This is a genomic window from Streptomyces sp. NPDC045431, from assembly GCF_040646655.1.
Classification (GTDB): Bacteria; Actinomycetota; Actinomycetes; order Streptomycetales; family Streptomycetaceae; genus Streptomyces.
This window is the reverse complement of sequence record NZ_JBEZAQ010000015.1, coordinates 71066-94271: the sequence shown is the minus strand read 5'-3', so window position 1 is coordinate 94271 and position 23206 is coordinate 71066. Positions and strand designations below refer to the sequence as shown.

The 23206-nt window shown below is 72.8% G+C and carries 21 protein-coding genes and 1 pseudogene; 11 read left to right on the top strand and 11 right to left on the bottom strand.

Features of this window, described 5'->3' with window-relative positions:
* The first annotated feature begins 64 nt into the window (after positions 1-64).
* Complete coding sequence (locus tag AB0A69_RS25815; RefSeq protein ID WP_361426582.1) at positions 65-553, top strand: hypothetical protein; 489 nt, start codon at positions 65-67, stop codon at positions 551-553.
* 85 nt (positions 554-638) lie between these two features.
* Here the strand turns inward: AB0A69_RS25815 and AB0A69_RS25810 are convergent, their stop codons facing one another.
* Entirely contained in the window at positions 639-866 is a 228-nt protein-coding gene (locus AB0A69_RS25810) for a dodecin (protein WP_361426579.1), read from the bottom strand.
* A 263-nt stretch (positions 867-1129) separates the two neighbouring features.
* Between AB0A69_RS25810 and AB0A69_RS25805 the strand changes: the two genes are divergently transcribed.
* The 3 genes and pseudogenes from AB0A69_RS25805 to AB0A69_RS25795 all read left to right on the top strand — a co-directional run.
* The gene (locus AB0A69_RS25805; protein ID WP_361426576.1) at positions 1130-2389 is read left to right on the top strand and encodes an extracellular solute-binding protein; all 1260 of its coding nucleotides are present in this window, start codon (positions 1130-1132) and stop codon (positions 2387-2389) included.
* A 524-nt stretch (positions 2390-2913) separates the two neighbouring features.
* Positions 2914-3732: a GNAT family N-acyltransferase gene (locus AB0A69_RS25800; RefSeq protein ID WP_361426573.1), complete on the top strand. Its 819-nt coding sequence runs from the start codon at positions 2914-2916 to the stop codon at positions 3730-3732.
* Positions 3732-4313: pseudogene (locus AB0A69_RS25795) on the top strand (lysophospholipid acyltransferase family protein); the annotation flags it as partial. The gene AB0A69_RS25800 and the pseudogene AB0A69_RS25795, both read left to right, overlap by 1 nt.
* A 173-nt stretch (positions 4314-4486) precedes the next feature.
* On the opposite strand, the gene egtD reads toward AB0A69_RS25795, so the two are convergent.
* The 4 genes from egtD to egtA are packed head-to-tail and all read right to left on the bottom strand — an operon-like array spanning position 4487 to position 8848.
* Positions 4487-5479: an L-histidine N(alpha)-methyltransferase gene (egtD, locus tag AB0A69_RS25790; RefSeq protein ID WP_361426570.1), complete on the bottom strand. Its 993-nt coding sequence runs from the start codon at positions 5477-5479 to the stop codon at positions 4487-4489.
* Positions 5476-6237 (bottom strand): ergothioneine biosynthesis protein EgtC, encoded by a 762-nt coding sequence (gene egtC / locus AB0A69_RS25785; protein ID WP_361426567.1) that lies wholly within the window; start codon positions 6235-6237, stop codon positions 5476-5478. The genes egtD and egtC overlap by 4 nt, the downstream gene beginning before the upstream one ends.
* A complete protein-coding gene (gene egtB, locus AB0A69_RS25780) occupies positions 6237-7547 on the bottom strand; it encodes an ergothioneine biosynthesis protein EgtB (protein ID WP_361426564.1) in 1311 nt (436 codons plus the stop codon). Before egtB ends, egtC begins: the two co-directional genes overlap by 1 nt.
* Positions 7544-8848 carry an ergothioneine biosynthesis glutamate--cysteine ligase EgtA gene (egtA, locus tag AB0A69_RS25775; RefSeq protein ID WP_361426561.1) on the bottom strand — a complete coding sequence of 435 codons (1305 nt, stop codon included), beginning with the start codon at positions 8846-8848 and terminating at the stop codon, positions 7544-7546. The genes egtB and egtA overlap by 4 nt, the downstream gene beginning before the upstream one ends.
* 134 nt (positions 8849-8982) lie before the next feature.
* On the opposite strand from egtA, the gene AB0A69_RS25770 reads away from it, so the two are divergent.
* A complete protein-coding gene (locus AB0A69_RS25770) occupies positions 8983-9822 on the top strand; it encodes a TIGR02452 family protein (protein ID WP_361426558.1) in 840 nt (279 codons plus the stop codon).
* 174 nt (positions 9823-9996) lie between these two features.
* Positions 9997-10797 carry a VOC family protein gene (locus AB0A69_RS25765; protein WP_361426555.1) on the top strand — a complete coding sequence of 267 codons (801 nt, stop codon included), beginning with the start codon at positions 9997-9999 and terminating at the stop codon, positions 10795-10797.
* A gap of 63 nt (positions 10798-10860) precedes the next feature.
* Here AB0A69_RS25765 and AB0A69_RS25760 read toward each other — a convergent pair whose 3' ends face one another.
* The gene (locus AB0A69_RS25760) at positions 10861-11559 is read right to left on the bottom strand and encodes an alpha/beta hydrolase (protein WP_361426552.1); all 699 of its coding nucleotides are present in this window, start codon (positions 11557-11559) and stop codon (positions 10861-10863) included.
* A gap of 56 nt (positions 11560-11615) precedes the next feature.
* Positions 11616-12812 carry an MFS transporter gene (locus tag AB0A69_RS25755; protein ID WP_361426549.1) on the bottom strand — a complete coding sequence of 399 codons (1197 nt, stop codon included), beginning with the start codon at positions 12810-12812 and terminating at the stop codon, positions 11616-11618.
* A 263-nt stretch (positions 12813-13075) separates the two neighbouring features.
* Here AB0A69_RS25755 and AB0A69_RS25750 point away from each other — a divergent pair, with 263 nt between their 5' ends.
* The 3 genes from AB0A69_RS25750 (at position 13076) to AB0A69_RS25740 (ending at position 15740) form a co-directional block, all read left to right on the top strand.
* Complete coding sequence (locus tag AB0A69_RS25750) at positions 13076-14098, top strand: LacI family DNA-binding transcriptional regulator (RefSeq protein ID WP_361426546.1); 1023 nt, start codon at positions 13076-13078, stop codon at positions 14096-14098.
* An 81-nt stretch (positions 14099-14179) separates the two neighbouring features.
* Positions 14180-14449 carry a hypothetical protein gene (locus AB0A69_RS25745; protein ID WP_361426543.1) on the top strand — a complete coding sequence of 90 codons (270 nt, stop codon included), beginning with the start codon at positions 14180-14182 and terminating at the stop codon, positions 14447-14449.
* A 106-nt stretch (positions 14450-14555) separates the two neighbouring features.
* The gene (locus tag AB0A69_RS25740; protein WP_361426540.1) at positions 14556-15740 is read left to right on the top strand and encodes a thiolase family protein; all 1185 of its coding nucleotides are present in this window, start codon (positions 14556-14558) and stop codon (positions 15738-15740) included.
* An 82-nt stretch (positions 15741-15822) separates the two neighbouring features.
* Here the strand turns inward: AB0A69_RS25740 and trxA are convergent, their stop codons facing one another.
* The 3 genes from trxA to AB0A69_RS25725 form a co-directional block, all read right to left on the bottom strand.
* The gene (trxA, locus tag AB0A69_RS25735) at positions 15823-16197 is read right to left on the bottom strand and encodes a thioredoxin (protein ID WP_361426537.1); all 375 of its coding nucleotides are present in this window, start codon (positions 16195-16197) and stop codon (positions 15823-15825) included.
* Positions 16198-16298: 101 nt separating this feature from the next.
* Positions 16299-16754 carry a hypothetical protein gene (locus AB0A69_RS25730; protein WP_361426534.1) on the bottom strand — a complete coding sequence of 152 codons (456 nt, stop codon included), beginning with the start codon at positions 16752-16754 and terminating at the stop codon, positions 16299-16301.
* 71 nt (positions 16755-16825) lie between these two features.
* Complete coding sequence (locus tag AB0A69_RS25725; RefSeq protein WP_361426531.1) at positions 16826-18460, bottom strand: alkaline phosphatase D family protein; 1635 nt, start codon at positions 18458-18460, stop codon at positions 16826-16828.
* A 136-nt stretch (positions 18461-18596) separates the two neighbouring features.
* On the opposite strand from AB0A69_RS25725, the gene AB0A69_RS25720 reads away from it, so the two are divergent.
* Complete coding sequence (locus AB0A69_RS25720; protein ID WP_361426528.1) at positions 18597-19562, top strand: pirin family protein; 966 nt, start codon at positions 18597-18599, stop codon at positions 19560-19562.
* 1003 nt (positions 19563-20565) lie between these two features.
* A complete protein-coding gene (locus AB0A69_RS25715; protein WP_361426525.1) occupies positions 20566-20880 on the top strand; it encodes a beta-ketoacyl synthase N-terminal-like domain-containing protein in 315 nt (104 codons plus the stop codon).
* A 25-nt stretch (positions 20881-20905) separates the two neighbouring features.
* Here AB0A69_RS25715 and AB0A69_RS25710 read toward each other — a convergent pair whose 3' ends face one another.
* Entirely contained in the window at positions 20906-23119 is a 2214-nt protein-coding gene (locus AB0A69_RS25710) for an MMPL family transporter (RefSeq protein ID WP_361426522.1), read from the bottom strand.
* Positions 23120-23206 lie beyond the last annotated feature (87 nt).

Here is a 23206-nt window from a genome sequence, read left to right as displayed (position 1 = left end):
CTTTCAACGCCTGGCGCGCGCGAGGATTCCCCACGGGGCCGGGGACGTGCCTACGCTGGGGCGCGTGACGCGAAACAGCAGACCCCTGGCCGTCTTCGACCTGGACAACACCCTGTCCGACGCCCGCCACCGGCAGCGTTTCCTGGAGCGCAGGCCCCGCGACTGGGACGCCTTCTTCGCCGCGGCGACACAGGACCCGCCGCTCGCGCGGGGCGTGGCCATGTGCCGGGAGGCGGCCGACACGTGCGAGGTCGTCTACCTCACCGGGCGGCCCGAGCGGTGCCGGGCGGACACCGTGGCGTGGCTGGCGGAGCACGGCCTGCCCGAGGGCCGCATCCACATGCGGCGCAACGACGACCGGCGGCCGGCGCGCCACACCAAGCTGGAGACGCTGCGCAGGCTGGCGCAGCGCCGGGAGGTCCGCATGCTCGTCGACGACGACGAGCTGGTCTGCGATGCGGCCGAACGGGCGGGCTTCCCGGTCGTACGGGCCCGCTGGGCGGAGAGCTCCGACGAGCTGAAGCAGGCCCAGGAGAGGGAGGGCCGTACCTGAGCCCGGCGGGGCGTGGTCGGACGCCGTCGTCGGAGGCCGCGTCGAGGCGCCGCGTTCAGGCGCCGTGCTCCGTCGGAGGCCGTGTTCAGGCGCCGTGCTCCGACGGCTCCTCCAGACGGAAGCCGACCTTCATGCCGACCTGGTAGTGCGCGATCCGGCCGTCCTTGATGTGGCCCCGGACCTGCGTCACCTCGAACCAGTCGAGATTGCGCAGCGTCTCCGCCGCGCGCGCGATGCCGTTGCGCAGGGCGTCGTCCACGCCCTCGTGCGAGGTGCCGACGATCTCGGTGACGCGGTAGGTGTGGTGCGACATGGAGGTCTCCTCGTTCGCCCGGTGCCTTCGGCCGGAGCCTTCGCCCGGCGGTGCCTCCTTCCACGGTGCCCCACGGCGCCGGGGACCGCGAGGCGTCGGCGGCGCGCCGAGGGGCACACGGGGGAACGCACGCTGCTCGGGGAGAGCTCCAGGGGTTGACCCGCCCATTGGTACATACCAAAATCCAGCCATCACGCCCGTGGCGAATTCGTTCGCTTCCCCCACGCCGGGTCCACTTCCTGTTCACGCAAAAGGTGCCCTACGTGAAGAAGCGCATCCTCGCCCGCGCCGCCGCGCTGACGACAGCCATGATCATGGCCATGACGGCGACCGGTTGCGGCGCTCTCGCCGGTGACGAAGCCGGAACGCCGACCGTCCGTGTCTGGCTGATGAAGGGCAGCGTCTCCGACGACTTCCTGGAGCGGTTCACCCGCGCGTACGAGGACGAACACGCCGTCGACCTCGAGATCACCCTCCAGGAGTGGACCGGCATCGGCAAGAAGGTCACCGCCGCCCTGCACAGCGGCGACGCCCCCGACGTCATCGAGGTCGGCAACACCCAGGTGGCCCGGTACGCCGCGACCGGCCTGCTGTACGACCTCACGCTGGAATCGGTCCGGGACCTGGGGCAGGCGGACTGGCTGCCCGGCCTGAAGGAGCCCGGCAGCATCAACGGCGTCCAGTACGGCATCCCCTGGTACGCGGCCAACCGGGTGGTCATCTACCACAAGGACCTCTTCGCGGAGGCCGGCATCACCACGCCCCCGAAGACCCGCGACGAGTGGATCGAGGTCACCGAGAAGCTCGGCGGCGGCGGACGGCACGGCATCTACCTGGCGGGGCAGGACTGGTACACCCTCGCCGGGTTCATCTGGGACGAGGGGGGCGACCTGGCGGTCGAGAAGGGCGGCGAGTGGACCGGCGCGCTCGACACCCCCGCCGCCCTGCGCGGCATGGCCTTCTACCAGCGCCTCCAGGCACTCGGCCCCGGCCCGAAGGGCGCGGACGAGGAGACCCCGCCCCAGGCCGGCGTCTTCGCCGAGGGCGATGTGGCCCAGATCATCGCGCCGCCGAGCGCCGCCGCCGCCATCGAGGAGCGCACCCCGGCCCTCAAGGGCAAGCTGGGCTTCTTCCCCATCCCCGGCAAGACCGCCGACACGCCCTGCGCCGTCTTCACCGGAGGCTCGGACCTGATCGTCCCGGAGAAGGCGAGGGAACGGGACGCCGCCATCGAGGTCGTCACGGCGCTGGCGGGCGAGAAGTGGCAGACCGACCTCGCCCGGACCATGAGTTACGTGCCCAACAAGACCTCCCTGGCACGGGTCGTCGAAGGCCAGGAGGCCACCGCCGCCATGGCCGTGGGCGCGGCGCGCGGCCGGGCCACGCCCAATGCGCCCCAGTGGGCGGCGGTCGAGGAGGCCAACCCCATCAAGCCCTACATGACGGCCGTCCTGGAGGGCCAGGACCCGAAGCGGGCGGCGAAGGCGGCGTCGGACCGGATCACCAGGGCGCTCGCCCACTGACCGCCCCGCACGCGGCCGGATCCGGGCGCGGGGCACGCGTCCCTGCCCACGCGCGGAGCCCGGTGCGGCGGCCCGCATCCGTAGCCGCGCGCCGGAGCCTGGTGCGGCCGGCCCGCGAGTGGACCTGGTGGCCGGAGCTCGGCGTGGGACCCGCGTGCGTACCCGGTTGCCGGAGCCGGTGTCGTCGCCCCGCGTGTACGCGGTCGCCGGGGGCCCGGCGTGGGACCCGCGTCCGTAGCCGCGCGGGAGGCCGGTGCGGCCCGCCCACGTGCGTAGCCGGTTGCCGGAGCCTGGTGCGGCCCGCCCGCGCGCGTACCCGGCCGCCGGGGCCCGCTGCCGTCGGCCCGCGCGTACGCGGTCACCGCAGCCCGGAGCCGTCGCCCGCGCGCGTACCCGGGATTCAGCAGGCGCACATCCGCGCTCCGCCGGACGGTCATGTCGAATCCAGCCTGCCGCGGGAGAAGTAGGGGGCCGGGCCGGCCCAGTCGTGGCCCGCCGCCTTCCCTCCGGCAGAGGAGACCGCCATGACCGCATCCCCGACAGCCGCCCCCCTCCCCGTTCCCGCGGCCGCCCCCGCCCCCGTGCCCACCCCAGCGCCGGCTCACGCGGGACCCCGCCCCCGGTACGCCGTCTCCCTCGCCCGCGAGCAGGACGAGGTACGGGCGGCGCAGCGGCTGCGCCACCTGGTGTTCGCGGGGGAGCTGGGAGCCCGTCTCGACGGGCCGGAACCCGGCCTGGACGGCGACGCGTTCGACGCGTACTGCGACCACCTGCTGGTACGGGAGGAGGCGACGGGCGAGGTCGTCGGCACCTACCGGCTGCTGCCGCCCGACCGGGCCCGCGTCGCCGGGCGGCTCTACTCCGAGGGCGAGTTCGACCTCTCCCGGCTCGCCCCCATCCGCGACGACCTGGTCGAGGTCGGCCGCTCCTGCGTGCACCCCGCCCACCGCAACGGCGCCGTCATCTCCCTCATCTGGGCCGGCATAGCCCGCTACATGACCCGCACCGGACACGACTGGCTCGCCGGCTGCTGCTCCGTCCCGCTCGCCGACGGCGGCGCCCTCGCCGCCGCCACCTGGGACACGGTCAGGGCCCGCCACCTCGCATCCGAGGAGTACTGGGTCACCCCGCACAAGCTCTGGTCCGCCGACGGCGCGCCCCGCCACGCGGCCCGCACCGAACTCCCGCCCCTGCTGCGCGGATACCTCCGCCTGGGGGCCTGGGTGTGCGGGGCCCCGGCCCACGACCCCGAGTTCGGCGTCGCGGACCTCTACGTCCTGCTGTCGCTGCGCCGCACCAACCCCCGCTACCTGCGGCACTTCCTCTCCCTCGCCCCCGCCTGATGAGCGCCTGGCTGCCCGCCTCCCCCTGCACCCCGGACCACTGCACCCGCCACCCCGGACCGCCCGCCCCGTTCCCGCGGGCCGTCCTCCGGCTGGCCGCGGGGGTCCTGGCCGTGCTCGCCGGGGTGGTGTGCGCGCCGCTCACCGTGCCGCTCGGGCGGGCCGTACGAGGGCGTCTGACGCGGCTGTGGTGCCGGGCGGTGCTCCGCGCCTTCGGCGTGCGCGTACGGATCACCGGTACGCCCCCGGAAGGGACGGGCGCGCGGCTCGTGGTCGCCAACCACATCTCCTGGCTGGACATCCCGCTCGTCGCCGCCGTCCTGCCCGGCCGCATGCTGGCCAAGAGCGACGTGCGCCGCTGGCCCCTGCTGGGGGCGCTCGCCGCCCGGGGCGGCACCCTCTTCCTCGAACGCGACCGGCTGCGCGCCCTGCCCGCCACCGTCCGCGAGCTCGCCGGGGCGCTGAGCGGCGGCGCGCGCGTGGTCGTGTTTCCCGAGGGCTCGACCTGGTGCGGCCGCGCCGGAGGGCGCTTCCGCCCGGCCGCCTTCCAGGCGGCGCTGGACGCGGGCGCCGGCGTCCAGCCCGTACGCATCGCCTACGCGCCGGCCGGTCCGGCCGCCTTCGTCGGCGACGACCCGCTCACCGCATCGCTGTGGCGGGTCGCGGCGGCCCGGGGGCTGACGGCGGAGATCCGGATCCTGCCCCCGATCCCCGCCGACCGCCATCCCGACCGCCGCTCCCTGGCGCGCGCCGCTCAGAGCGCCGTGGCAGCCGTCCCGGGCGTCGCCGGCGTGGCCAGCGACAGCGCGAACCTCCCCTCCGCGTCCGTCCACCAGTGCGTCAGCTCCAGCCCCGCGCCCGCCAGCTCCCGGCGTACGCCCTCCTGACGGAACTTCGCCGACACCTCCGTACGCAGCTCCTCGCCGGCCTCGAACGGCACCGCCAGATCCAGCTCCGGGATCTTCACGGTCACCGCCTCACGCGCGCGCAGCCGCATCTCGATCCACTCCCGCTCCCGGTCCCACACGGCCACGTGGTCGAAGTCGTCCGGATCGACGTCCGCGCCCAGCTCCCGGGCCAGTACGGACAGCACGTTCTTGTTGAAGTCGGCCGTCACCCCGGCCTCGTCGTCGTACGCCGCGACCAGCGTCCCTTCGTCCTTGACCAGATCGGTGCCCAGGAGCAGTCCGTCGCCGGGCTGGAGCAGCGTCCGTACGGAGCGCAGGAAGACGGCCCGCTCCTCCGGCAGCAGGTTGCCGATCGTGCCGCCGAGGAAGGCGACCAGACGCGGACCGGGGGTGCCCGGCAGGGCGAGCCCCCGGGTGAAGTCGGCGACCAGGGCGTGCACCTGGAGCCCGGGCCGCTCCGCGCTCAGCGCCTCGGCGGCGCCGCGCAGCGCGCTCTCGCTGACGTCCACCGGGACGTAGCCCTCCAGGGCCGGCAGCAGCGCGTCGATGAGGTGGCGGGTCTTCTCGGACGAACCGGAACCGAGCTCCACCAGGGTGCGGGCCCGGGTGGCGGCGGCGATCTCACCGGCCCGGGCGATCAGGATCTCCCGCTCCGCGCGGGTGGGGTAGTACTCGGGCAGCCGGGTGATCTCCTCGAACAGCTCACTGCCCCGCGCGTCGTAGAACCACTTCGGCGGCAGCTCCTTCGGCGTACGGGTCAGACCGTGCAGGACGTCGGCGCGCAGATCCGCCCCGGTGGCGTCCTCGGGCAGGGTGCGGGTCAGCAGGAACGGGCTCACGCGGGCGGCTCCTTGAGCGGGTTCGTCGATACGTCGGTACGGGTGGCGGTCAGCACGGTGCCGTCGGGCACCTCGCGCCACCGGGGATCGTCGTCGTACGGCTCCGAGGCCACGACCACGCGACGGCCGGGGCCGGTCAGGTACCAGAGGGTGTCCCCCCAGGCGGTCGCGGTGATGGTCTCGCCGTCCGTGAGCAGCAGGTTCAGCCGCGACCCGGGGGCCGCGGCGGCGACCTCGTACACCGTGGCCGCCAGCGCGTCGGACGGCTCGTCCCCGGAGCGCATCCGGTGCAGGACCAGCGCCCACACGAGCGCCGAGTCGTTCCGGGCCTCCAGGGACAGCAACGCGTCCCCCGGCAGCTGCCGGGCCAGGGGCGCGAGGGAGCCCGGCCAGCCCCGCACCGCGCCGTTGTGGCTGAACAGCCACCGCCCGGCCGTGTACGGCGCGGCGGCGGCCTCCGCGTCGGCGCCCGACAGGGTGGCGTCCCGCACGGCGGCCAGCAGGGCACCGCTGCGCACCACCCTGGCCAGGTCGGCGAACGACAGGTCCGCCCAGATGGGCCCGGCGCGCCGGTAGCGGGCGGGCACCGGGTCCGCGCCCCCGTCCGCGTACCAGCCGATACCGAAGCCGTCCGCGTTGACCGTCCCGTGCCGCTGCCGGCGCGGCTCCCAGGACTGCCGGTACAGGCCGTGCGCCGGCTCCACGAGCACGTCCCCGAGCGGCACCTCGGGGCCGAGGTAGGCGAGGTGTCGGCACATCAGCTTCCCTCCGCGTCCCTCGCCGTACGGAACCCGGCGAAGATCTGGCGCCGCACGGGCAGGTCCCAGTTGCGGAAGGTGCCCCGGCACGCCACCGGATCGACGGCGAAGGAACCGCCGCGCAGCACCTTGTGCGCCGGGCCGAAGAACACCTCCGAGTACTCGCGGTAGGGAAAGGCGACGAATCCCGGGTACGGCAGGAAGTCGCTCGACGTCCACTCCCACACGTCGCCGATCAACTGCCGTACGCCCAGCGGCGACCGCCCCGCCGGGCAGCTGCCGGCCGGCGCGGGGCGCAGATGCCGCTGGCCCAGGTTGGCGTGCGCCGGGGTGGGGTCCTCGTCGCCCCACGGGTAGCGGCGGGAGCGGCCCGTGACCGGGTCGTGGCGGGCGGCCTTCTCCCACTCCGCCTCGGTCGGCAGGCGCCGGCCCGCCCAGCGGGCGTAGGCGTCGGCCTCGTACCAGCTGACGTGCACCACCGGCTCCTCCTCGGGCACCGGCTCGACGACCCCGAAGCGCCGCCGCAGCCACTGGCCTCCCTCACGGCGCCAGAACAGCGGCGCGCCGATGCCGTGGGTACGGATCTGCGCCCAGCCCTCGGGGGCCCACCAGCGCTCGTCGCGGTAGCCGCCGTCCTCGATGAAGGCCAGGTACGCGCCGTTCGTGACGGGCACCGTGTCGATGAGGAAATCCGGCACCACGCGCGCGTGGGCGGGGCGTTCGTTGTCCAGCGCCCAGGGCTCGGCCGAGGTGCCCATGGTGAACGGCCCGCCCGGCACCAGCACTTCGGCCGGCAGTCCGCGCGTGTCCGTCGCCGGCGGCGGCGCGGGGGCGTCCAGCGCGGCCGGGCCGCGCCGCAGCTGGTGTGTGATGAGCATGGTCTCGTCGTGCTGCTGTTCGTGCTGGGCGATCATCCCGAAGGCGAAGGCGGCGTCCACGAGGGGCCGCCCCTCCAGCGGGGTGCGTTCGAGGACGTCCAGGGCCCGGCCGCGCACGTCGGCGGCGTACGCGCGTGCCTCCGCCGGGGCGAGCAGCGGCAGCGAGGGGCGGGTGGCCCTGGGGTGCTCGAACGCGTCGTACAGCGAGTCGATCTCGGGGCGCAGCGCCTCGCGGCCGGCGACGGCCCGCAGCAGCCACTGCTCCTCCTGGTTGGAGATGTGCGCCAGGTCCCACACCAGCGGGGACATCAAGGGGGAGTGCTGCGCGGTCAGTTCGGCGTCGTCCACGCAGTCGGTGAGCAGCGCGGTGCGCGCCCGGGCGGTGGTCAGCGCGTCGAGCGCCCGCCGCCGGAGCGTGTCGGGGTCGGTCATGTAAGGACGTCCTTCCCGGGGGTGCCGGAGCCGGTCCCGGTGCCGGTCATGGGGGAGAGGTGGTCGTCTGCGGGGCACCGGCCCCGTACGACGTAGTGCTCGTGGAAGGCGGCCACCGCGTCCCGTACGGCCGGGCCGGCCCCCATACGGGGCAGCGCCTCCAGGGCGAGCGCGAAGCACGAGACGGCGGCGGCGTGCAGCGCCGGATGCGTGAGCCCGTCCCGGGCGGCGGTGGTCCACAGCGCGTCACGCGGCGGGCCGACGGGCCCGGTGTCGTCCAGCAGGGGGCCGACGGTGTGGTACGCCGCGTCTGCGGCCTCCGGGTCGTCGAACAGTGCGGCCGTGACGGCGAGCGGGACGATCCAGCCGTCCTCACCGGACTGGGCGTCGATCATGCGTAGTTCGAGGTGACCGCGCGGCCGTACGGGCGGGAAGAGGGTGGTCAGGTGGTAGTCGAGGTCGGCGCGGGTGGCGGCCCTGGGGCTCCGGTCGCGCAGCCACTGCCGGAACGTCAGGTCGTCCGGGACCGCCCACGGCCCGTCGTCGCCCCGCACGCACATCACCGGTGCGTCCAGCGCGTGCGCGGCCCATGCCGCGCGCGGTTCGGTGGCGAGGGGCGGCGCCATGCCCCGTACCGGATCGAGCGCCGACCACAGCGACTGCCGCGTCGAACGCCACCCGGTGCGGGTGCCGTGCAGGGACGGCGAGTTGGCGAACGCGGCCACCAGGACCGGCCCGAGCGCGTGCGCCAGCCGCCAGCGCCGCTCGAACCCGAGCGGCCCGGGTTCCTCGTGCCCCGCGTCCAGACAGACCTGTACGGAGGCCGAGTCGCGCATCATGGCCCGTCCGGCCGGCCCGGACCGGTCGAGGTACGCCTCCATGGCGTCGTACCGCGGCTCGCGCAGCAGCCGGGCGCGCGGCGGCTGCCAGGGGTCGGTGCCGAAACCGGCGAGGGTGAGGCCGAGACCGCCGAGCGCGCCGCGTACGGCGGCCAGATCGGCCGAGACGGTGGTGACGCACTCCATGAGGGAGGCCGCGGGCGGCGAGCTGAGCTCCAGCTGCCCGCCTGGTTCGAAGGTGAGCGCCGACCTCAGGGGCAGGGCACGCAGCCGGGTGAAGGCGGCGCGCAACCGGTCGGCGGAGACGGTGAGTTGCGGGACGTGCGGTTCATGGACGAACCATTCCAGTTCGACCCCCGTGGTACGCGGAGGGCCCGTCTTGAAGCAGATGCATCGCAACAGGTCCTCGGCTTCGTCCTCGGAGAGCGGGGTGCCGCTCTCCGGCAGGTCGCGCGGTGGCATGGGACTCCTCCTGTCGAAGGGCTCCGTTCCACCTAAGCCACCGCTGTCCGTTCGCACAAGAGTGCCCCGGGGTGGTGCGCGGGGCGCGGTAAATCGTTTGCCGCACCCCTGATTGACCCATGAGGATCAGGGGTATGAGTGCACGTTTGCGCGGGATCGCGAAGCAGACCGAGGAGATCGTCGCGGCGGGCCGGTACCGCGCCCCCGGAGGCCGCGAGGTGAGCCTCGAACCCGCGCTGGCCGCCGCCCTGGCCGGCACCCGGATGTACGGCCCCGAGCCCGTGCCCGTCACCCCTGACTCCGACCGTACGACGCGGTTCGAGGTCACCGGCGAGTCCAGCCTGGAGGCCGCGCACCGTCTCGTCGGCGCCGACCCGGACCGCCCGGTCGCCGTCCTGAACTTCGCCTCCGCGCGCAACCCCGGGGGCGGCTATCTCAACGGCGCACAGGCGCAGGAGGAGGCTCTCTGCCGCGCCTCCGCGCTCCACGCCACGCTGCTGCGTGTCCCCGAGTACTACGACCACCACCGCGCCGACCGCAGCCCGTTCTACACCGACCGGGTGATCCACTCCCCGGGTGTCCCCGTCTTCCGCGACGACCGCGGCCGCCTGCTGGACGCCCCGTTCACCGTCGGGTTCCTCACCTCGCCGGCGCCGAACGCGGGCGTCATCCTCAGCCGTACCCCCGAGCGGGCCGGGCGGGTACCGGCGGCGCTCGCCTCCCGGGCGGAGAGGGTGCTGGAGACGGCGGTGGCGGGCGGTTACCGGCGCCTGGTGCTGGGCGCGTGGGGCTGCGGCGTGTTCCGCAACGACCCGGCGGGGGTGGCGGAGGCGTTCCGGGCCCTGCTGGTGGGGGACGGGCGGTTCGCGGGCCACTTCGAGGAGGTCGTGTTCGCGGTGCTGGACCGGACGGCGCAGGGCGCCACGCTGGGGGCGTTCCGGGAGGTGTTCGCGGGACTCGCGTCCCGCCGCTGAGGGGCGCCGGGCGGGGCCTTGCGCGGCGCCGGCCTGGCTCTGGCCTGCGTGGACACCCGGCGCGGCGTCGTGGGAGGGCGACTGTCAGTGCCCCCTGCCATGCTGGATCACGGCGTGGAACCCGGCCTGGCAGGAGTCCGGGTGGCGTCACGACCCGTGCATCGGAGGATCACCATGCTGACGACCGATTACGCGCCCGGCACCCCCAACTGGATCGATCTCGGCGCCCCGGACGTCGACGCCGCCGTCGCCTTCTACTCCGCGGTGTTCGGCTGGACCGTCCAGTCGGCCGGCCCGGACTCCGGGGGCTACGGCTTCTTCCAGCTCGACGGCCGGACGGTGGGCGGCGTCGGGCCCCTGATGGAGGAGGGCGCGTCCTCCGCCTGGACGACGTACTTCACGACGCGCGACGCCGACGCGACGATGGACGCGGTGCGGCAGGCCGGCGGCTCCGTGCGCGTCGAGCCGATGGACGTCTTCACAGCGGGCCGGATGGCCGCTTTCACCGACCCCACAGGCGCCGACTTCGCGGTGTGGCAGCCGGGCGACATCACGGGCATGGACGTGGTCATGGAGCCGAAGGCCCTGTGCTGGACCGAGCTCTACACGACGGACTCGGACGCCGCGAAGGACTTCTACCGCGCCGTCTTCTCCTGGGAGTACCAGGACATGGACATGGGCGACGGCGTGGTCTACAGCGTCATCTCCGCGCCGGGCGGCGGCAAGGAGGGTGATACGGGACAGGGCGGGCTCATGCGCCTGGGGAAGGAGAACATCCTGGCCGGATCGACCTCCGAATGGCATCCGTACTTCGGCGTGGCCGACTGCGACGCCGTGTACGGCGCGGCCACCGGCCTCGGCGCCACGACTCTGGTGCCGCCGGTCACCGTGCCGGGCGTCGGCCGGATCGCCATGCTGACGGATCCGGCCGGTGCACCGTTCGCCCTGATCAAGGGGGATCCGACCATGACCTGACCCTTGCCGATGGGCTGATCGTGGCCGATGATCCGACCGTGGCCCAGGGGCTGCCGAGCGTGCTCAGATCCAGCCGTCGAGCGCCGCCATGAAGGCGTCGAAGTCGTCCCGGTGGATGGTGTGACCCGCGCCCGCGACCGTACGTACCTCGAAGCCGCGCTCCACCAGCAGCGCGGCGCGCTCCGCCGACACGAGCATGCTCGGGTCGGCGAGCGTCACCAGCGACGGCACGACCGGCCGTGCCGGGAGCAGGTCGGTGCCGGCGACCGCCTCCAGCCCGTAGGCCGTGGCCTCGTCCCACACCTTCAGGGTCTCCAGCTCGATGTCGACGTCCACCGCCTCCCAGCGCGGGTTCATCGCGGCGACCTGTTCCGCCGTCGCGGCCTTGGCCTGGGCGAAGAGCTCGCCACGGTAGCCATCGTCACCGGCCGGCAGGTGCCAGGCGGGGTCCGAGTAGACCGCGCGCCGCGGCGCCAGCCGCTCGACGGCGAGCGACAGGGTCAGCCCGCCCAGCGAGTGGCCTATCGCCAGCTCGGCCCCGGTCGGCAGGGTCTCGACGACGTCGTCGGCGAATTCCCGCGCCGCGTACGACGCCGCGCGGGCACTGGCGCCGTGTCCCCGCAGGTCGACGGCGACGACCCGGTATCCCTGGTCGGCCAGCGCGGGTCCCACCCGGCGCCAGGTCCGGTGGTCCGCCATGATGCCGTGGATCAGCAGGGCGACCCGGTCGCCCTCGCCCCACGTGGTGGTGTGCAGCCGCACGATGAAGCCTTTCGTTCGCGGTCAGTCGGGGGTGGAGGAACACAACAGGAGAGGGATCAGGACACGGTACGGATGGGCCGCACGGCAAGCGCGCCCAGCACCGACAAGCCGGCGGCGACGAGGAAGAGCAGCGTGTATCCGCCGCCTATGGAGACGAGCACCGAGGCGAGGAACGGCGCGACGATCTGCGGCCCGGCGTTGGCGACGTTGAGCACACCCATGTCGCGGGCGGCGTCCTCCGCCTTCGGGAGCACCATCGTGACGAGCGCCGTGTCGACCGCCATGTAGCAGCCGAAGCCGAGACCGTTGACCACGGAGAAGACCAGCATCGCGGTCCAGCTCGTCGACACGGCCGGGATCAGCAGGGCGATCGACGCCAGCAGCGCGGAGGCGCCCACGAACAGCTTGCGCCGGTCGAACCGGTCCGACAGCCAGCCGCCCACGACGGTCGAGACGGCCATCGCCACGGCGTTGACCGGCATCAGGACCGCCACCGCCTCCTCCGCCGCCATCCCGGCCGGCAGGACGGTGTGGTCCTTGAGGATGTAGAGCTGGAAACCGGCGACCGAGAAGTAGCCGAGGATCAGCAGCGCCCGCCCGATGAACGCCCACCGGAAGTCGTGCGCCCGCAACGCACTGCCGAACGCGGCGATCTGCGCCCGCACCGGCACCGGCGCACGCGCGGGCAGCCGCTCCTCCCGCGCCAGCCCGCTGAAGAGCACGGCCGCCGCCGCGACGATCACGCCGAACACCAGGTAGCCGGTGCGGTGGTCGTCGGCGAACGCCGCGCCGAGCAGGGCGCCGACGGTCGTCCCGACCGGCAGCCCCAGCCCGACGGCGGCCGACGCCCGGCCCCGCGCGGTCAGCGGCACCCGGTCGGGGACGACGGAGGTGAGGGCGGCCTGGTAGACGTTCATCACCGCCTGGCCCAGACACCAGGCGATCGCCACCAGCAGGACCGTGTCGACGCTGCCGAGCAGCAGCATCACGGGCACCGCCAGCAGCCCGCCGGCCAGGATCCACGGGTTGCGGCGGCCGGAGCGGTCCGACAGCGCCCCGGCGACCGGGTTGAAAACGGTCGCGAAGACCGCCGAGACGCCGGACACCAGGCCGAAGCTCGCCACCTTCCCGGCGGGATCGATGGCCTCGATGTGCAGGGCGAGCAGCACGCCCGGCACCCCGATGTACAGCGCGTACATCGCGGCGTTCCCGACGAGCAGCAGCGGCAGCAGTCCGGGTGTCGCCCGGCGCACGCCGACCGCGGACGGAGACGGAGACGGAGACGGCGACGGCGACGGCGAGGACGGTGACGAGGCCGCCGACGACGAGGACGGCGACGAGGGGGACGGGGATGGGGGCGGGGAAACGGCCACAGTGCCCTCCAGAGGATGGGGATTTATCCTGACGACATCGACCTGGTGACACGTGTCAGTGATGTGTGGCCCACTGTCTAGCACCCTCTTCCGGCCAACCGCCAGACCCGCGCGCCGACCGGTCTGGAAAGATGACGCGAGCGATGAGCCAGACACCCCGACAGCCCGCCGAACGCCCGGTCCCGACCAGCGCCGATGTCGCGCGGCTGGCCGGTGTCTCCCGGGCCACCGTCTCGTACGTGCTCAACAACACCTCGGCGGTCCGCATCAGCGAACCGACCCGCCTGCGCGTGCGCCAGGCGGCCGAGGAGCTCGGCTACGTCCCGCACGCCGCCGCCCGCAGCCTGCGCGCCGGCCGTACCCGGATCGTGCTGCTGCCCACCGCGCACGTCCCCGTCGGCCCGCTCTACAGCCGCTTCCTCAGCGAGCTCCAGGCCGCCCTGCGCCGCCTGGATTACACCGTCGTGCAATACGGCAGCACCGGCCTGGACGGTGACGAGGCGGCCCGCGCCTGGGCGGAGCTGCGCCCGGTCGCCGTGGTGTCGTTCGGCGAGGTGGCCCTGACCCCGTACGGCGTCGACGTCCTCAAGCGCTCGGGCGCCCGGGCCGTCATCACGCTGGGCCCCGAATCCGTCGAGGGGGCCCACACCCTGGCCATGGACCAACGGGAGGTGGGCGCGTGCGCGGGCGCCCACCTGCTGGAGCGCGGCTACCGGCGCATCGGCGTGGTGGTGCCCGAGGAGCCGGGTCTGGAGATGTTCTCCGGGCCGCGCCTCGACGGTGTGCGTGCCGCGGCGGCGGGCGCCGGCGCCGAGATCCGGCCACTCCCGCTCGCCTACACCGAGGAGTCCGCCGCCGCCCTCGCCGCCCGCTGGCCCGAGCTGGGGCTCGACGCCGTCTTCGCGTACAACGACGAGTACGCCATGCTCCTGATGCGCGCCCTCCAGGACGCGGGCGTCGCGATTCCCGGCGACACGGCGCTCGTCGGCGCCGACGACCTCCTCCTCGGCAAGCTGCTGCGGCCCCGGCTGTCGACGGTCAGGATCGCCATGGAGACCGGCCAGCGCCTGGCCGGGCTCGTCGACCGGATCGTCCGTGACCCGGACGCCGCCCCCGAGCGGCACGACCTGATGGCGGCCCGGCTGATCCCCCGCGAGTCCACCTGAACCGCGCCCGCTCGGGAACATCGTCCGCCCCCGCCGACGGCTGACGTGCGGGCGGCGCCGAACGTCTCTAGCGTCGCCTGCATGAGCACCGTTCCGCAGCGCTTCGAGATCCTTCTGGTCCCCGAGCACGCCGAGGGCCGTGACGCGGCGCACCTCGAAGAGGTCGCCCTCCGCTCGGCCGTGGTGCGCGCCACCGGCGAGGTGGGCGTGTCCGGCTACCCCCACTACGTCGGCGAGGGGATGGAGGCGGACATCGACCCGGAGACCCGCACGGTCGAGGGCCTGCTGGTGGACGGCGCGGAGCTGGACTACGGGCTCTCGGCGCGGGTGTCCGCCCGGACGGACTTTTGAGCGGTCGGCGTTGACACGGCGGCGGTCCGGAACGGAAACTCGGCTGAGGCCAGCGATGAAGAGAATTTCACCTGGCGAACGCCCGAGGTGACGTGGGAGAAACCCGATGAGCATCCGCGACGTCTACATCGTCGACGCCGTCCGCACGCCGATCGGCAAGTTCGGGGGTGCCCTCTCCTCCGTACGACCGGACGACCTCGCCGCCCACGTCGTCAGGGCGCTCGTGGACCGTACGCCCGACCTCGATCCGGCCCGGATCGACGACGTGTACGTCGGTGACGCCAACGGCGCGGGCGAGGACAACCGTGACGTCGCCCGCATGGCCGTGCTCCTGGCCGGACTGCCCGTCTCCGTGCCCGGCGTGACCGTCAACCGCCTGTGCGGATCCGGCCTCGAAGCCGTCATCCAGGCCGCCCGCGCCATCGCGCTCGGCGACGCCTCCGTGGTCCTCGCGGGCGGCGTCGAGTCGATGTCCCGCGCGCCCTGGGTGCTGCAGAAGCCGGAGCGCGCCTTCCCCGCCGGGCACCAGCAGCTCCACTCGACCACCCTCGGCTGGCGCATGACCAACCCGAGGATGCCCGCCGAGTGGACCGTCTCCCTCGGCGAGGGCGCCGAGCTGATCGCCGACAAGCACGCCCTCACCCGCGAACAGCAGGACGCCTTCGCCCTCGCCAGCCACCGGAAGGCCGCCGAGGCCTGGGCGAAGGGCCTGTACGACGGGGAGGTCGTCCCGTACGACGGTGTCGACCTGACCCGCGACGAGTGCATCCGCGACACCACGTCCATGGAGGCACTGGCCAAGCTGAAGCCGTCGTTCCGTCCCGACGGCACGGTCACGGCGGGCAACGCCTCGCCGCTCAACGACGGCGCAGCCGCCCTGCTGCTGGTCGACGAGGAAGGCCTGCGCGCCTGCGGGCGCGAACCGCTGGCCCGTATCCGTACCTCCGCCGTCACCGGCATCGAACCGCAGCTCTTCGGGCTCGGCCCGGTGGAGGCGGTGCAGCGGGCGCTCACCAAGGCCGGCCGGACCTTCGCCGACCTCACCACGTTCGAGCTGAACGAGGCGTTCGCCGCGCAGTCGCTCGGCTGCCTCGCCGAGTGGCCGGACCTCGATCCGGCCGTCGTCAACCCGCGCGGCGGCGCCATCGCCATCGGCCACCCCCTGGGCGCCTCCGGCGCCCGCCTGGCGGGGGCCGTCGCCCACCAGCTCGCCGCCGCGGGCTCCGGCACCGGTCTGGCGGCCCTGTGCATCGGAGTGGGCCAGGGTCTCGCCCTCGTACTGGAACGCTAGGAACGCGGGGCGGGGCGGCAGGCCTGCGGCTCCGGAGGGTCAGCCCTGCGGGCGGGGAGGTCAGCCCTGCGGGCCGGGAAGGTCAGCCCTGCCCCTTCGTCTTGGCCTCCTCGATCGACGCGCGCACCTTGTCCATGTCCAGGTTGCGGGCCTGCCCGATCACGTCCTCCAGGGCGGCCTCGGGCAGCGCCCCGGGCTGGGCGAAGACCGCGACGTTGTCCCGGACGATCATCAGCGTCGGGATCGACCGGATCTCGAACGCCGCCGCCAGCTCCGTCTGTGCCTCCGTGTCCACCTTGGCGAACACCAGGTCCGGGTGGCGCTCGGACGCCTTCTCGAACACCGGGGCGAACTGCCGGCACGGCCCGCACCACTCCGCCCAGAAGTCGATCAGAACGAAATCGTTGTCACTGACGACCTGATCGAAGTTGTCCTTGGTGAGCTCGACCGTGCTCATGTGCCTACCTCTTCCCGGTGTCCGTCGGTATGGCTGTCCCCGCACAACGGTGCCCGGGGCCTGCGCTATTCCCCCTGCCCGTGCGGTGGCGTCGTACACGCTCAGCACTTGACGGAGGCCTGCGAGGCGGCGATCGCCTGGTCCAGCGCCTCCAGCTGCGGCCTGATCCGCTCGGCGGCCTGGGCGCCGGTGGTATCGCGCGGCAGGGCGTCGATGGCCCGGGCGAGGCCGTCGTACGCCTCCGTCACCGCGTCGGCCTTCGCCTTCCCGACCCGTTGCGCGCTGTGCGTGACGGTGTCGAGGGCGTACGCCACGTCGTCCCTCAGGTCCCTGACGTCGTCGAGCCGCGTCGTCGTCAGGCCGAGGTCGGCCAGCTTCCCGGCGTCCATGCGAAGCCCGCCGAGGTCCTCGCACAGCGTGTCGGTGGCGGCGCGCTCCTCCTCCGCGGGGGTCATGCGCGCGCCCGCGCACCCGGAGAGGGCGAGGGCGCCGGCCGCGCACAGCAGAAGCGCGGCGGAACGCGCCGCGGCGCGGTACGAGTGGAGGTGGACGCCCATGCCCCCATTGCACGGCCGGGCGGGGTGACGCGCCCCGCGGATGCCTCCGAACGGGCGAACGCCACCGGGCCTCAGGCCGGCAGCAGGCCGGGGCTGTCCGTCAGGGTGACGAAGGAGCCGGCCGTGGCGAGCGTCCCGGTGGGCGTGGTGACCGCCGAGACGGTCTTGAAGCTGATCCGGGCGTCGTAGGACCCGAGCCTGATCAGCGTGTAGCCGCGGCGGCCGTTGTAGAACTTCATGTGCGGGTTGGCCTGGGTGAGGGCGTCCCAGTTGGACGGTCTGTCGATGCCGTCCCGTCCGCTGGTGAGGGACGTCGTGCCGATCTCCGTACCGACCGTGCGTGAGGTGGGGACGTTGAAGTCGGCCTTGAGGTCGAAGGCGTAGGCGTCGTGCGCGTCGCCGGACAGCACCATCAGGTTCTTCACCCCGGCGGCCTGGGCGCCGTCGAGGATGCGCTTGCGGGAGGCGGGGTAGCCGTCCCAGGCGTCCATGGACAGCTTGTAGCCAGGCCCGGGGGCGTTGCGCCGCTGGGCGAAGGTGACCTGCTGCGGTACGACGTTCCAGATGGCGCCGGAGTCCTTCCAGCCGTCGAGGAGCCAGCGCTCCTGCTCCGCGCCGGTCATGGTGCGGGCGGGGTCCTCCGACTCGGGGCCGGGGGTCTGCCAGCCGTCGCCGTAGGCCTGGTTGGAGCGGTACTGGCGGGTGTCGAGGATGTCGAACTGCGCGAGGTCGCCGAAGTGCAGGCGCCGGTACAGCCGCATGTCGGCCCCGGTCGGCTGCTGCGGGGCCCGGAGGGGCTGGTGCTCCCAGTACGCGCGGTAGGCGGCGGCCCGCCGCAGCAGGAACTCGGCGGGCGGTACGTCGTTCTCGGGTACGGCGCCGGCGTAGTTGTTCTCGGTCTCGTGGTCGTCCCAGGTGACGACGAAGGGGTGGGCGGCGTGCGCGGCCTTCAGGTCGGGGTCGGTCTTGTAGAGGGCGTACCGCAGGCGGTAGTCCTCCAGGGTGACCGTCTCCCGGTTGAAGTGCGCGGGCAGCTGCCGGTCGGTGTAGCGGCGGTGGCCGCCCGCCGCGTCGACGGGGTACTCGTAGATGTAGTCCCCCAGATGGACCACGAAGTCCACCTCCTCGCCCGCGAGGTGGCGGTACGCCGTGTAGTAGCCGTCGAAGTACGCCTGGCACGCGACGGCCGCGAACGACAGCTGGGAGCCGAAGTCGAAGTCCCCCGGCGCCGTACGCGTACGGCCCACCGGGCTGATCCAGGTACCGGCCCGGAAGCGGTAGTAGTAGTGCCGGTCCGACATCAGGCCCGGCACCTCCACGTGCACACTGTGGGCGAACTCCGGATGCGCGGTGGCGGTCCCGCGTTCGACGACGAAGGCGAAGCCCTCGTCGTAGGCCACCTCCCACTCCACCTCCACCCGCTCGGCGGGCAGGCCGCCGTCCGCTTCGTACGGAGCCGGCGCCAGGCGCGTCCACAGCAGGACGGAGCCCGGCAGCGGATCACCCGAGGCGACACCCAGGGTGAAGGGATCCTTGGTGATCTTCCTGGCGTCCAGCTCGGCGGCGCCCGCGGCACCGGCGGCGGGTAGATGGGTGGTGAAGGCCAACGCGGCGGCTGCCCCCGCGACGGTGAGGAACCGGCGGCGGCCGATGCGCTGGGCGGCGGCCCGGAGCTCGGGCAGGTGAGTTCTCATATGGTGCGTCATATGCCCGGTTCATCATCATTATTGCCCTGCCCATCCGGGTGGTGTGCGGTCCGTGCCGTTGACCGCCCTCCACCTGACGTATGGTCACCGCCCATAACGCTGCTCGGCGGCCGAGGGGTTCGCTAGGTTGAGCGGCATGAGCAATCTTGATCGTCAGGCCGCTCCCTCGCTCTGCGGTGGCCGGGGATTCGTCGTCGCGGAGCCGGTACGCGAACTCCTGAGCCCCCGCACGGTCCGGCTCGGCGAATCGACCGAAGTGCGACGACTGCTTCCCAACCTCGGCCGCCGCATGGTGGGCGCGTGGGCCTTCGTGGACCACTACGGCCCGGACGACATCGCCGACGAACCCGGCATGCAGGTGCCCCCGCACCCCCACATGGGTCTCCAGACCGTCAGCTGGCTCCACGAGGGCGAGGTGCTGCACCGCGACAGCACCGGCAGCCTGCAGACGATCCGCCCGCGCGAGCTGGGCCTGATGACCTCGGGGCGCGCCATCTCGCACTCCGAGGAGAGCCCCCGGCCCCACGCCCGCTTCCTGCACGGAGCCCAGCTGTGGGTGGCCCTGCCCGACGCGCACCGCCATGTGGAACCCCACTTCCAGCACCACGCCGACCTGCCCCTCGTCACCGCCCCCGGCCTCACCGCCACGGTGATGCTCGGCGAACTCGACGACACCCGCTCGCCCGGCACCACGTACACCCCCCTGATCGGCGCGGACCTGGCCCTGACGCGCGGCGCCGAAACGAATCTGCCGCTTGAGCCCGACTTCGAGTACGCGGTCCTCGCCATGTCGGGCGAGACCCACGTCGACGGCGTACCGGTCCTCCCCGGCTCCATGCTCTACCTCGGCTGCGGCCGCACCTCCCTCCCCCTGCGCGCCGAATCGGACGCGGCCGTGATGCTGCTGGGCGGTGAGCCGTTCGAGGAGGAGCTCGTGATGTGGTGGAACTTCGTCGGCCGGTCCCACGAGGAGATCGAACAGGCGCGCGAGGACTGGATGCAAGGCACCCGCTTCGGCGAAGTCGAAGGCTACGACGGGGGCCGGCTGCCTGCTCCTGAACTCCCGCCGGTGGCGCTGAAACCGCGAGGAAGGGTTCGCTGACCTGCCCTGCCATGCTGCGGCCAGGGATCTCAACCAGCTATATGGAGCCCGCACGGGTTGACCTCCTGCGCCTGGCCGCCCGCCAGGCACCCGAATCGTTGGCCCTCCGCATTACCCAGGGGGCACGGGCGGCACTCACTGACGCCCGACAGCCCGTCGAACTCAACCCCGTTGACCCGCGCTGGGCCATGGAAATACGCACGGCCCTGGAGCATCTGGCCATTGAGCTTGCCATCGGTCTCGGGATCGCGCCGGGGGCCGTGCACGGTGCCGGAGCTGGCCCAACGGTGAGCGAAGACCACCCCATGCGCCTGCCGGACAGTGACGAGGCACGCGAGACCGCGCTGCGTACTTGGCACAGCATCCTGGCCTCCCTCCTCACAGCTTTCAGCAGGACCGCGCGCAGCCTCATTGCTGGCGCTCTGGACGAGCCCCGGGAATCTCCGCTTGCCACACGGGCCGCCATCGTCGCGGCCCACGCCCTGCTTACTGCGGACGCCGAAGCGCATTGGACCCGCGTCAAGACGTTCACAGCGACCGACCCGGAACTCGGCCGCAACTGGCCGAAGCCTGCGCGAGGGCTGATGCGGAGCGGATCCCAAACTCCCTCAGTGAGGCCAGCATCGCCGACCTGTACATAGGGCTCAGCGGCCTGTACGCACCCGAAGAAGACCAGCCCTCCTTGAGGCGCACTGGGTGAGCGCGGAGGAGCAGGCCCGGGAATGGCGGAACTGCCTGCTCCCGGAGCTGAGCCGACGAGCCACCACAGAGGCCGTACTTCACCTGAGCCCACTCGCAACCCGCTACCCCACCATGCTCACCATCGCCTCGGCACTCGTCGCGACCGCCAGGAAGAAACTATGGGGTCAGCCCCCTCGATCAGCCTGAGCAGCCGGGGCCCGCAACGACGTTGGCCGCGATTGCCACCCGGTTGGAGACGCTGAAGGCCGGCCGGAGCTGCGGCGGAGGCAGGAGACCAGCCGGCCACGGATCACGTGACCACATGACTCGGCAGACACCGGCCATCACGGGGATCGGCCTCCTCACTCCTGGTGGCCGGGACTGGTCCGCCCCGTGGGCCACTATGCTGGCTGGCGAGAGCCGGGCTCGAACCGACCCGACCATGGCGGGGCTTCCGGTGGACTTCTCCTGTCGCATCGACGATTTCGACGCAGCACACGAGATCGGTCGAGACGCATGGCGTCTGGACCGCTTCTGCCAACTCGCCATGGTCGCCTCCCGCCGGGCAGTCGCCGACGCGGGACTCGACCGCGCGAGTGGGACCCCACCAGGCCCGGCACCAGACCCCGCTCCCTAATCCGGCCTGATCCGAAAGACAGGCCCTAGACCGGTCGGCCGTCACTCGCCGCCGCGGGCGGCGTGGAGCTGGACGGGCAGGGCTGCGAAGCGCGGGACTCGGGCCGCTTGGCCGCACCTGGTCGGCGTTGGTGGGTGCGGCGATAAAGGGTGGGGCGCCACCAGTTGGCGGGCCCGAGGGCGGTCATGACAGCGGGGACGAGGATGCCGCGGATGACAACGGCATCGGTGAGAGCAGCGAGGGCGACGCCGAGGCCGAGGACCTTCAGGGCGGTGACCTGGGAGGTAGCCAGTGCTGCGGTGGAGACAGCGACAGCTGCGGCAGCGGAGGTCATCAGGCGTCCCGTGCGGGCGATGCCGTCGATGACAGCTTCGGTGTTGTCGCCCGTACGGTCGAAGGCTTCCTTGATCCGTCCCAGCAGGAAGACCTCGTAGTCGACGGAAAGGGCCAGCGCGATGGCCTGAGTGAACAGCAGCAGTGAGGCGTCCAGGCCGCCGGTGACGGTGAAGTGTCCCAGCACGCCGCTGCCGTGGCCGAACTGGAAGACCACGACGAGCGCGCCCAGGCTTGCCCCCAGGCTGAGTGCCGCCACCGTGACCGCTTTGAGAGGGATGACGACGCTCCGGGTGAACGCGCCCAGCAGAACGGCGAGCGCGGCTGCCAGCAGCCATGCCACCTGGGGGAGGGACTGGCGCACGGCGCGGACGGTGTCCCCGATCTCTGCTGCCCTCCCGCCGACGAGAGCGGTGCCCGGTACGGCGCGCAGGGCGTGGACCAGGTCAGCCGCCTCCCGGCTGGCGGGATCGGCGTCGGTTGCCACCAGCACGACGCCGGGAGCGGCAGACGGCGTACCGGGCGGGCGCGGCACGATGCGGATGCTCGTGGCATGCGGCAGCGCAGCGACCGCCTTGCGATACTCCGCCCATGCGCGGCGACCTGCCGTACTCGGGGCGGACACGTCGGTGATGACGGTGAGTACGCGCTCGGGAGGATGAGCGAAACTGGATGAAACGTGCGCGGAGTCGACGGAGCCAGAAGCGGTGGCAGGCAGTGAGCGCTGATCGACGACGTCCAGGTGGACGCGGGTGAAGGGCAGCGCCATAGCGACGAGTGCCAGGACGGCCGCCGTAGCGGCGAGCACGGGCCGGGTGGTGACGCGGCGGGCCGTGGACCGCCAGAACCGACTGGCGTCTCCCAAGGCGGAGCGGCGCATCCGTCGAAGTGGATCGGCCCGGCCCAGGTGGTCGCCCAGGAGGACGAGCAGACTGGGAAGGACGAGCAGAGTCGCTGCCGCGGCCAGCATGCTGACGGTGATCCCGGCCACGGCGAGACCACGCAGCAGGGGAATCGGTACCAGCAGAGTGCACGCCAGGCAGGTGGCCACCGCCCCGGCGGAAAACGCCACGGAGCGCCCGCTGGTCCGCATGGCGGTGCTCAGTGCGGCGGCCCGGCTCTCGCCGCGGCGGAGTTCTTCCTGGTAGCGGGAGAGGAGGAAGAGGGTGTAGTCGACGGCCAGACCGAAGCCGATGGCGACAGCGGCGTTGACCGCGAAGACGGAGATGTCCGCCACTCGAGCGAGCAGAGCCACGACGGGCACAGTGCACGTGACGGCCAGCGCGGCGACCAGCACGGGCAGGAGCGCGCACACCAACGAGCCATAGGCGATGAGCAGCACCAGCAGGACCGCAGGAGCAGCCAGCAACTCGGCACGCAGCAGGTCGACTGCGCACTGCCGATCGATCTGCGCGGTGATCCACGCCCGCCCAGTTGCCCCTACCGTCAACTCCGGAACGAACCTTCGGACTTGGCCAACGAGCCGTTCAGCGGCGCGCGCCTGCTGCCGTTCGTCCCCGGACAGACTCACCGTGATCAGGCTTGTCCGCCCGTCGTCCGAGCGCAGCCACGCATCGCCGGTCGTACCGTGGGACCGGACGGACAGAACGGCATCATCCCGGCTGAGCAGACCCACCACCGACCGGTCCCCAGCGGACACTGGTTGGTAAGAGTGCAAGGCGGCCGAACCCATGGAGAGGGAGAGGATCAGGTCCGCAGGCGGGATACCGAGTTCTACGGCTCGCTGCTCCGCACGCGCGGCCTGTGTATCGACGGCGAGTGTGCCGCCCGAGCCCAGTCCGTTGAAGGCCGGGACCATGAACGCGGCGGCGAAGAGCGTGACGAGCAGTGCTCCTGTGATCACCAGACAAGAACGCTTCGTTGTCGGGCACTGCACGAATGTCATCCCTTCGTCCGCCCGTTGGGTGCGGGAGACTCAAGGGTGAGCTGCAGCGACTGCCTGAGTAGCGTTCCCGGCCGCCCCGGATCCCAT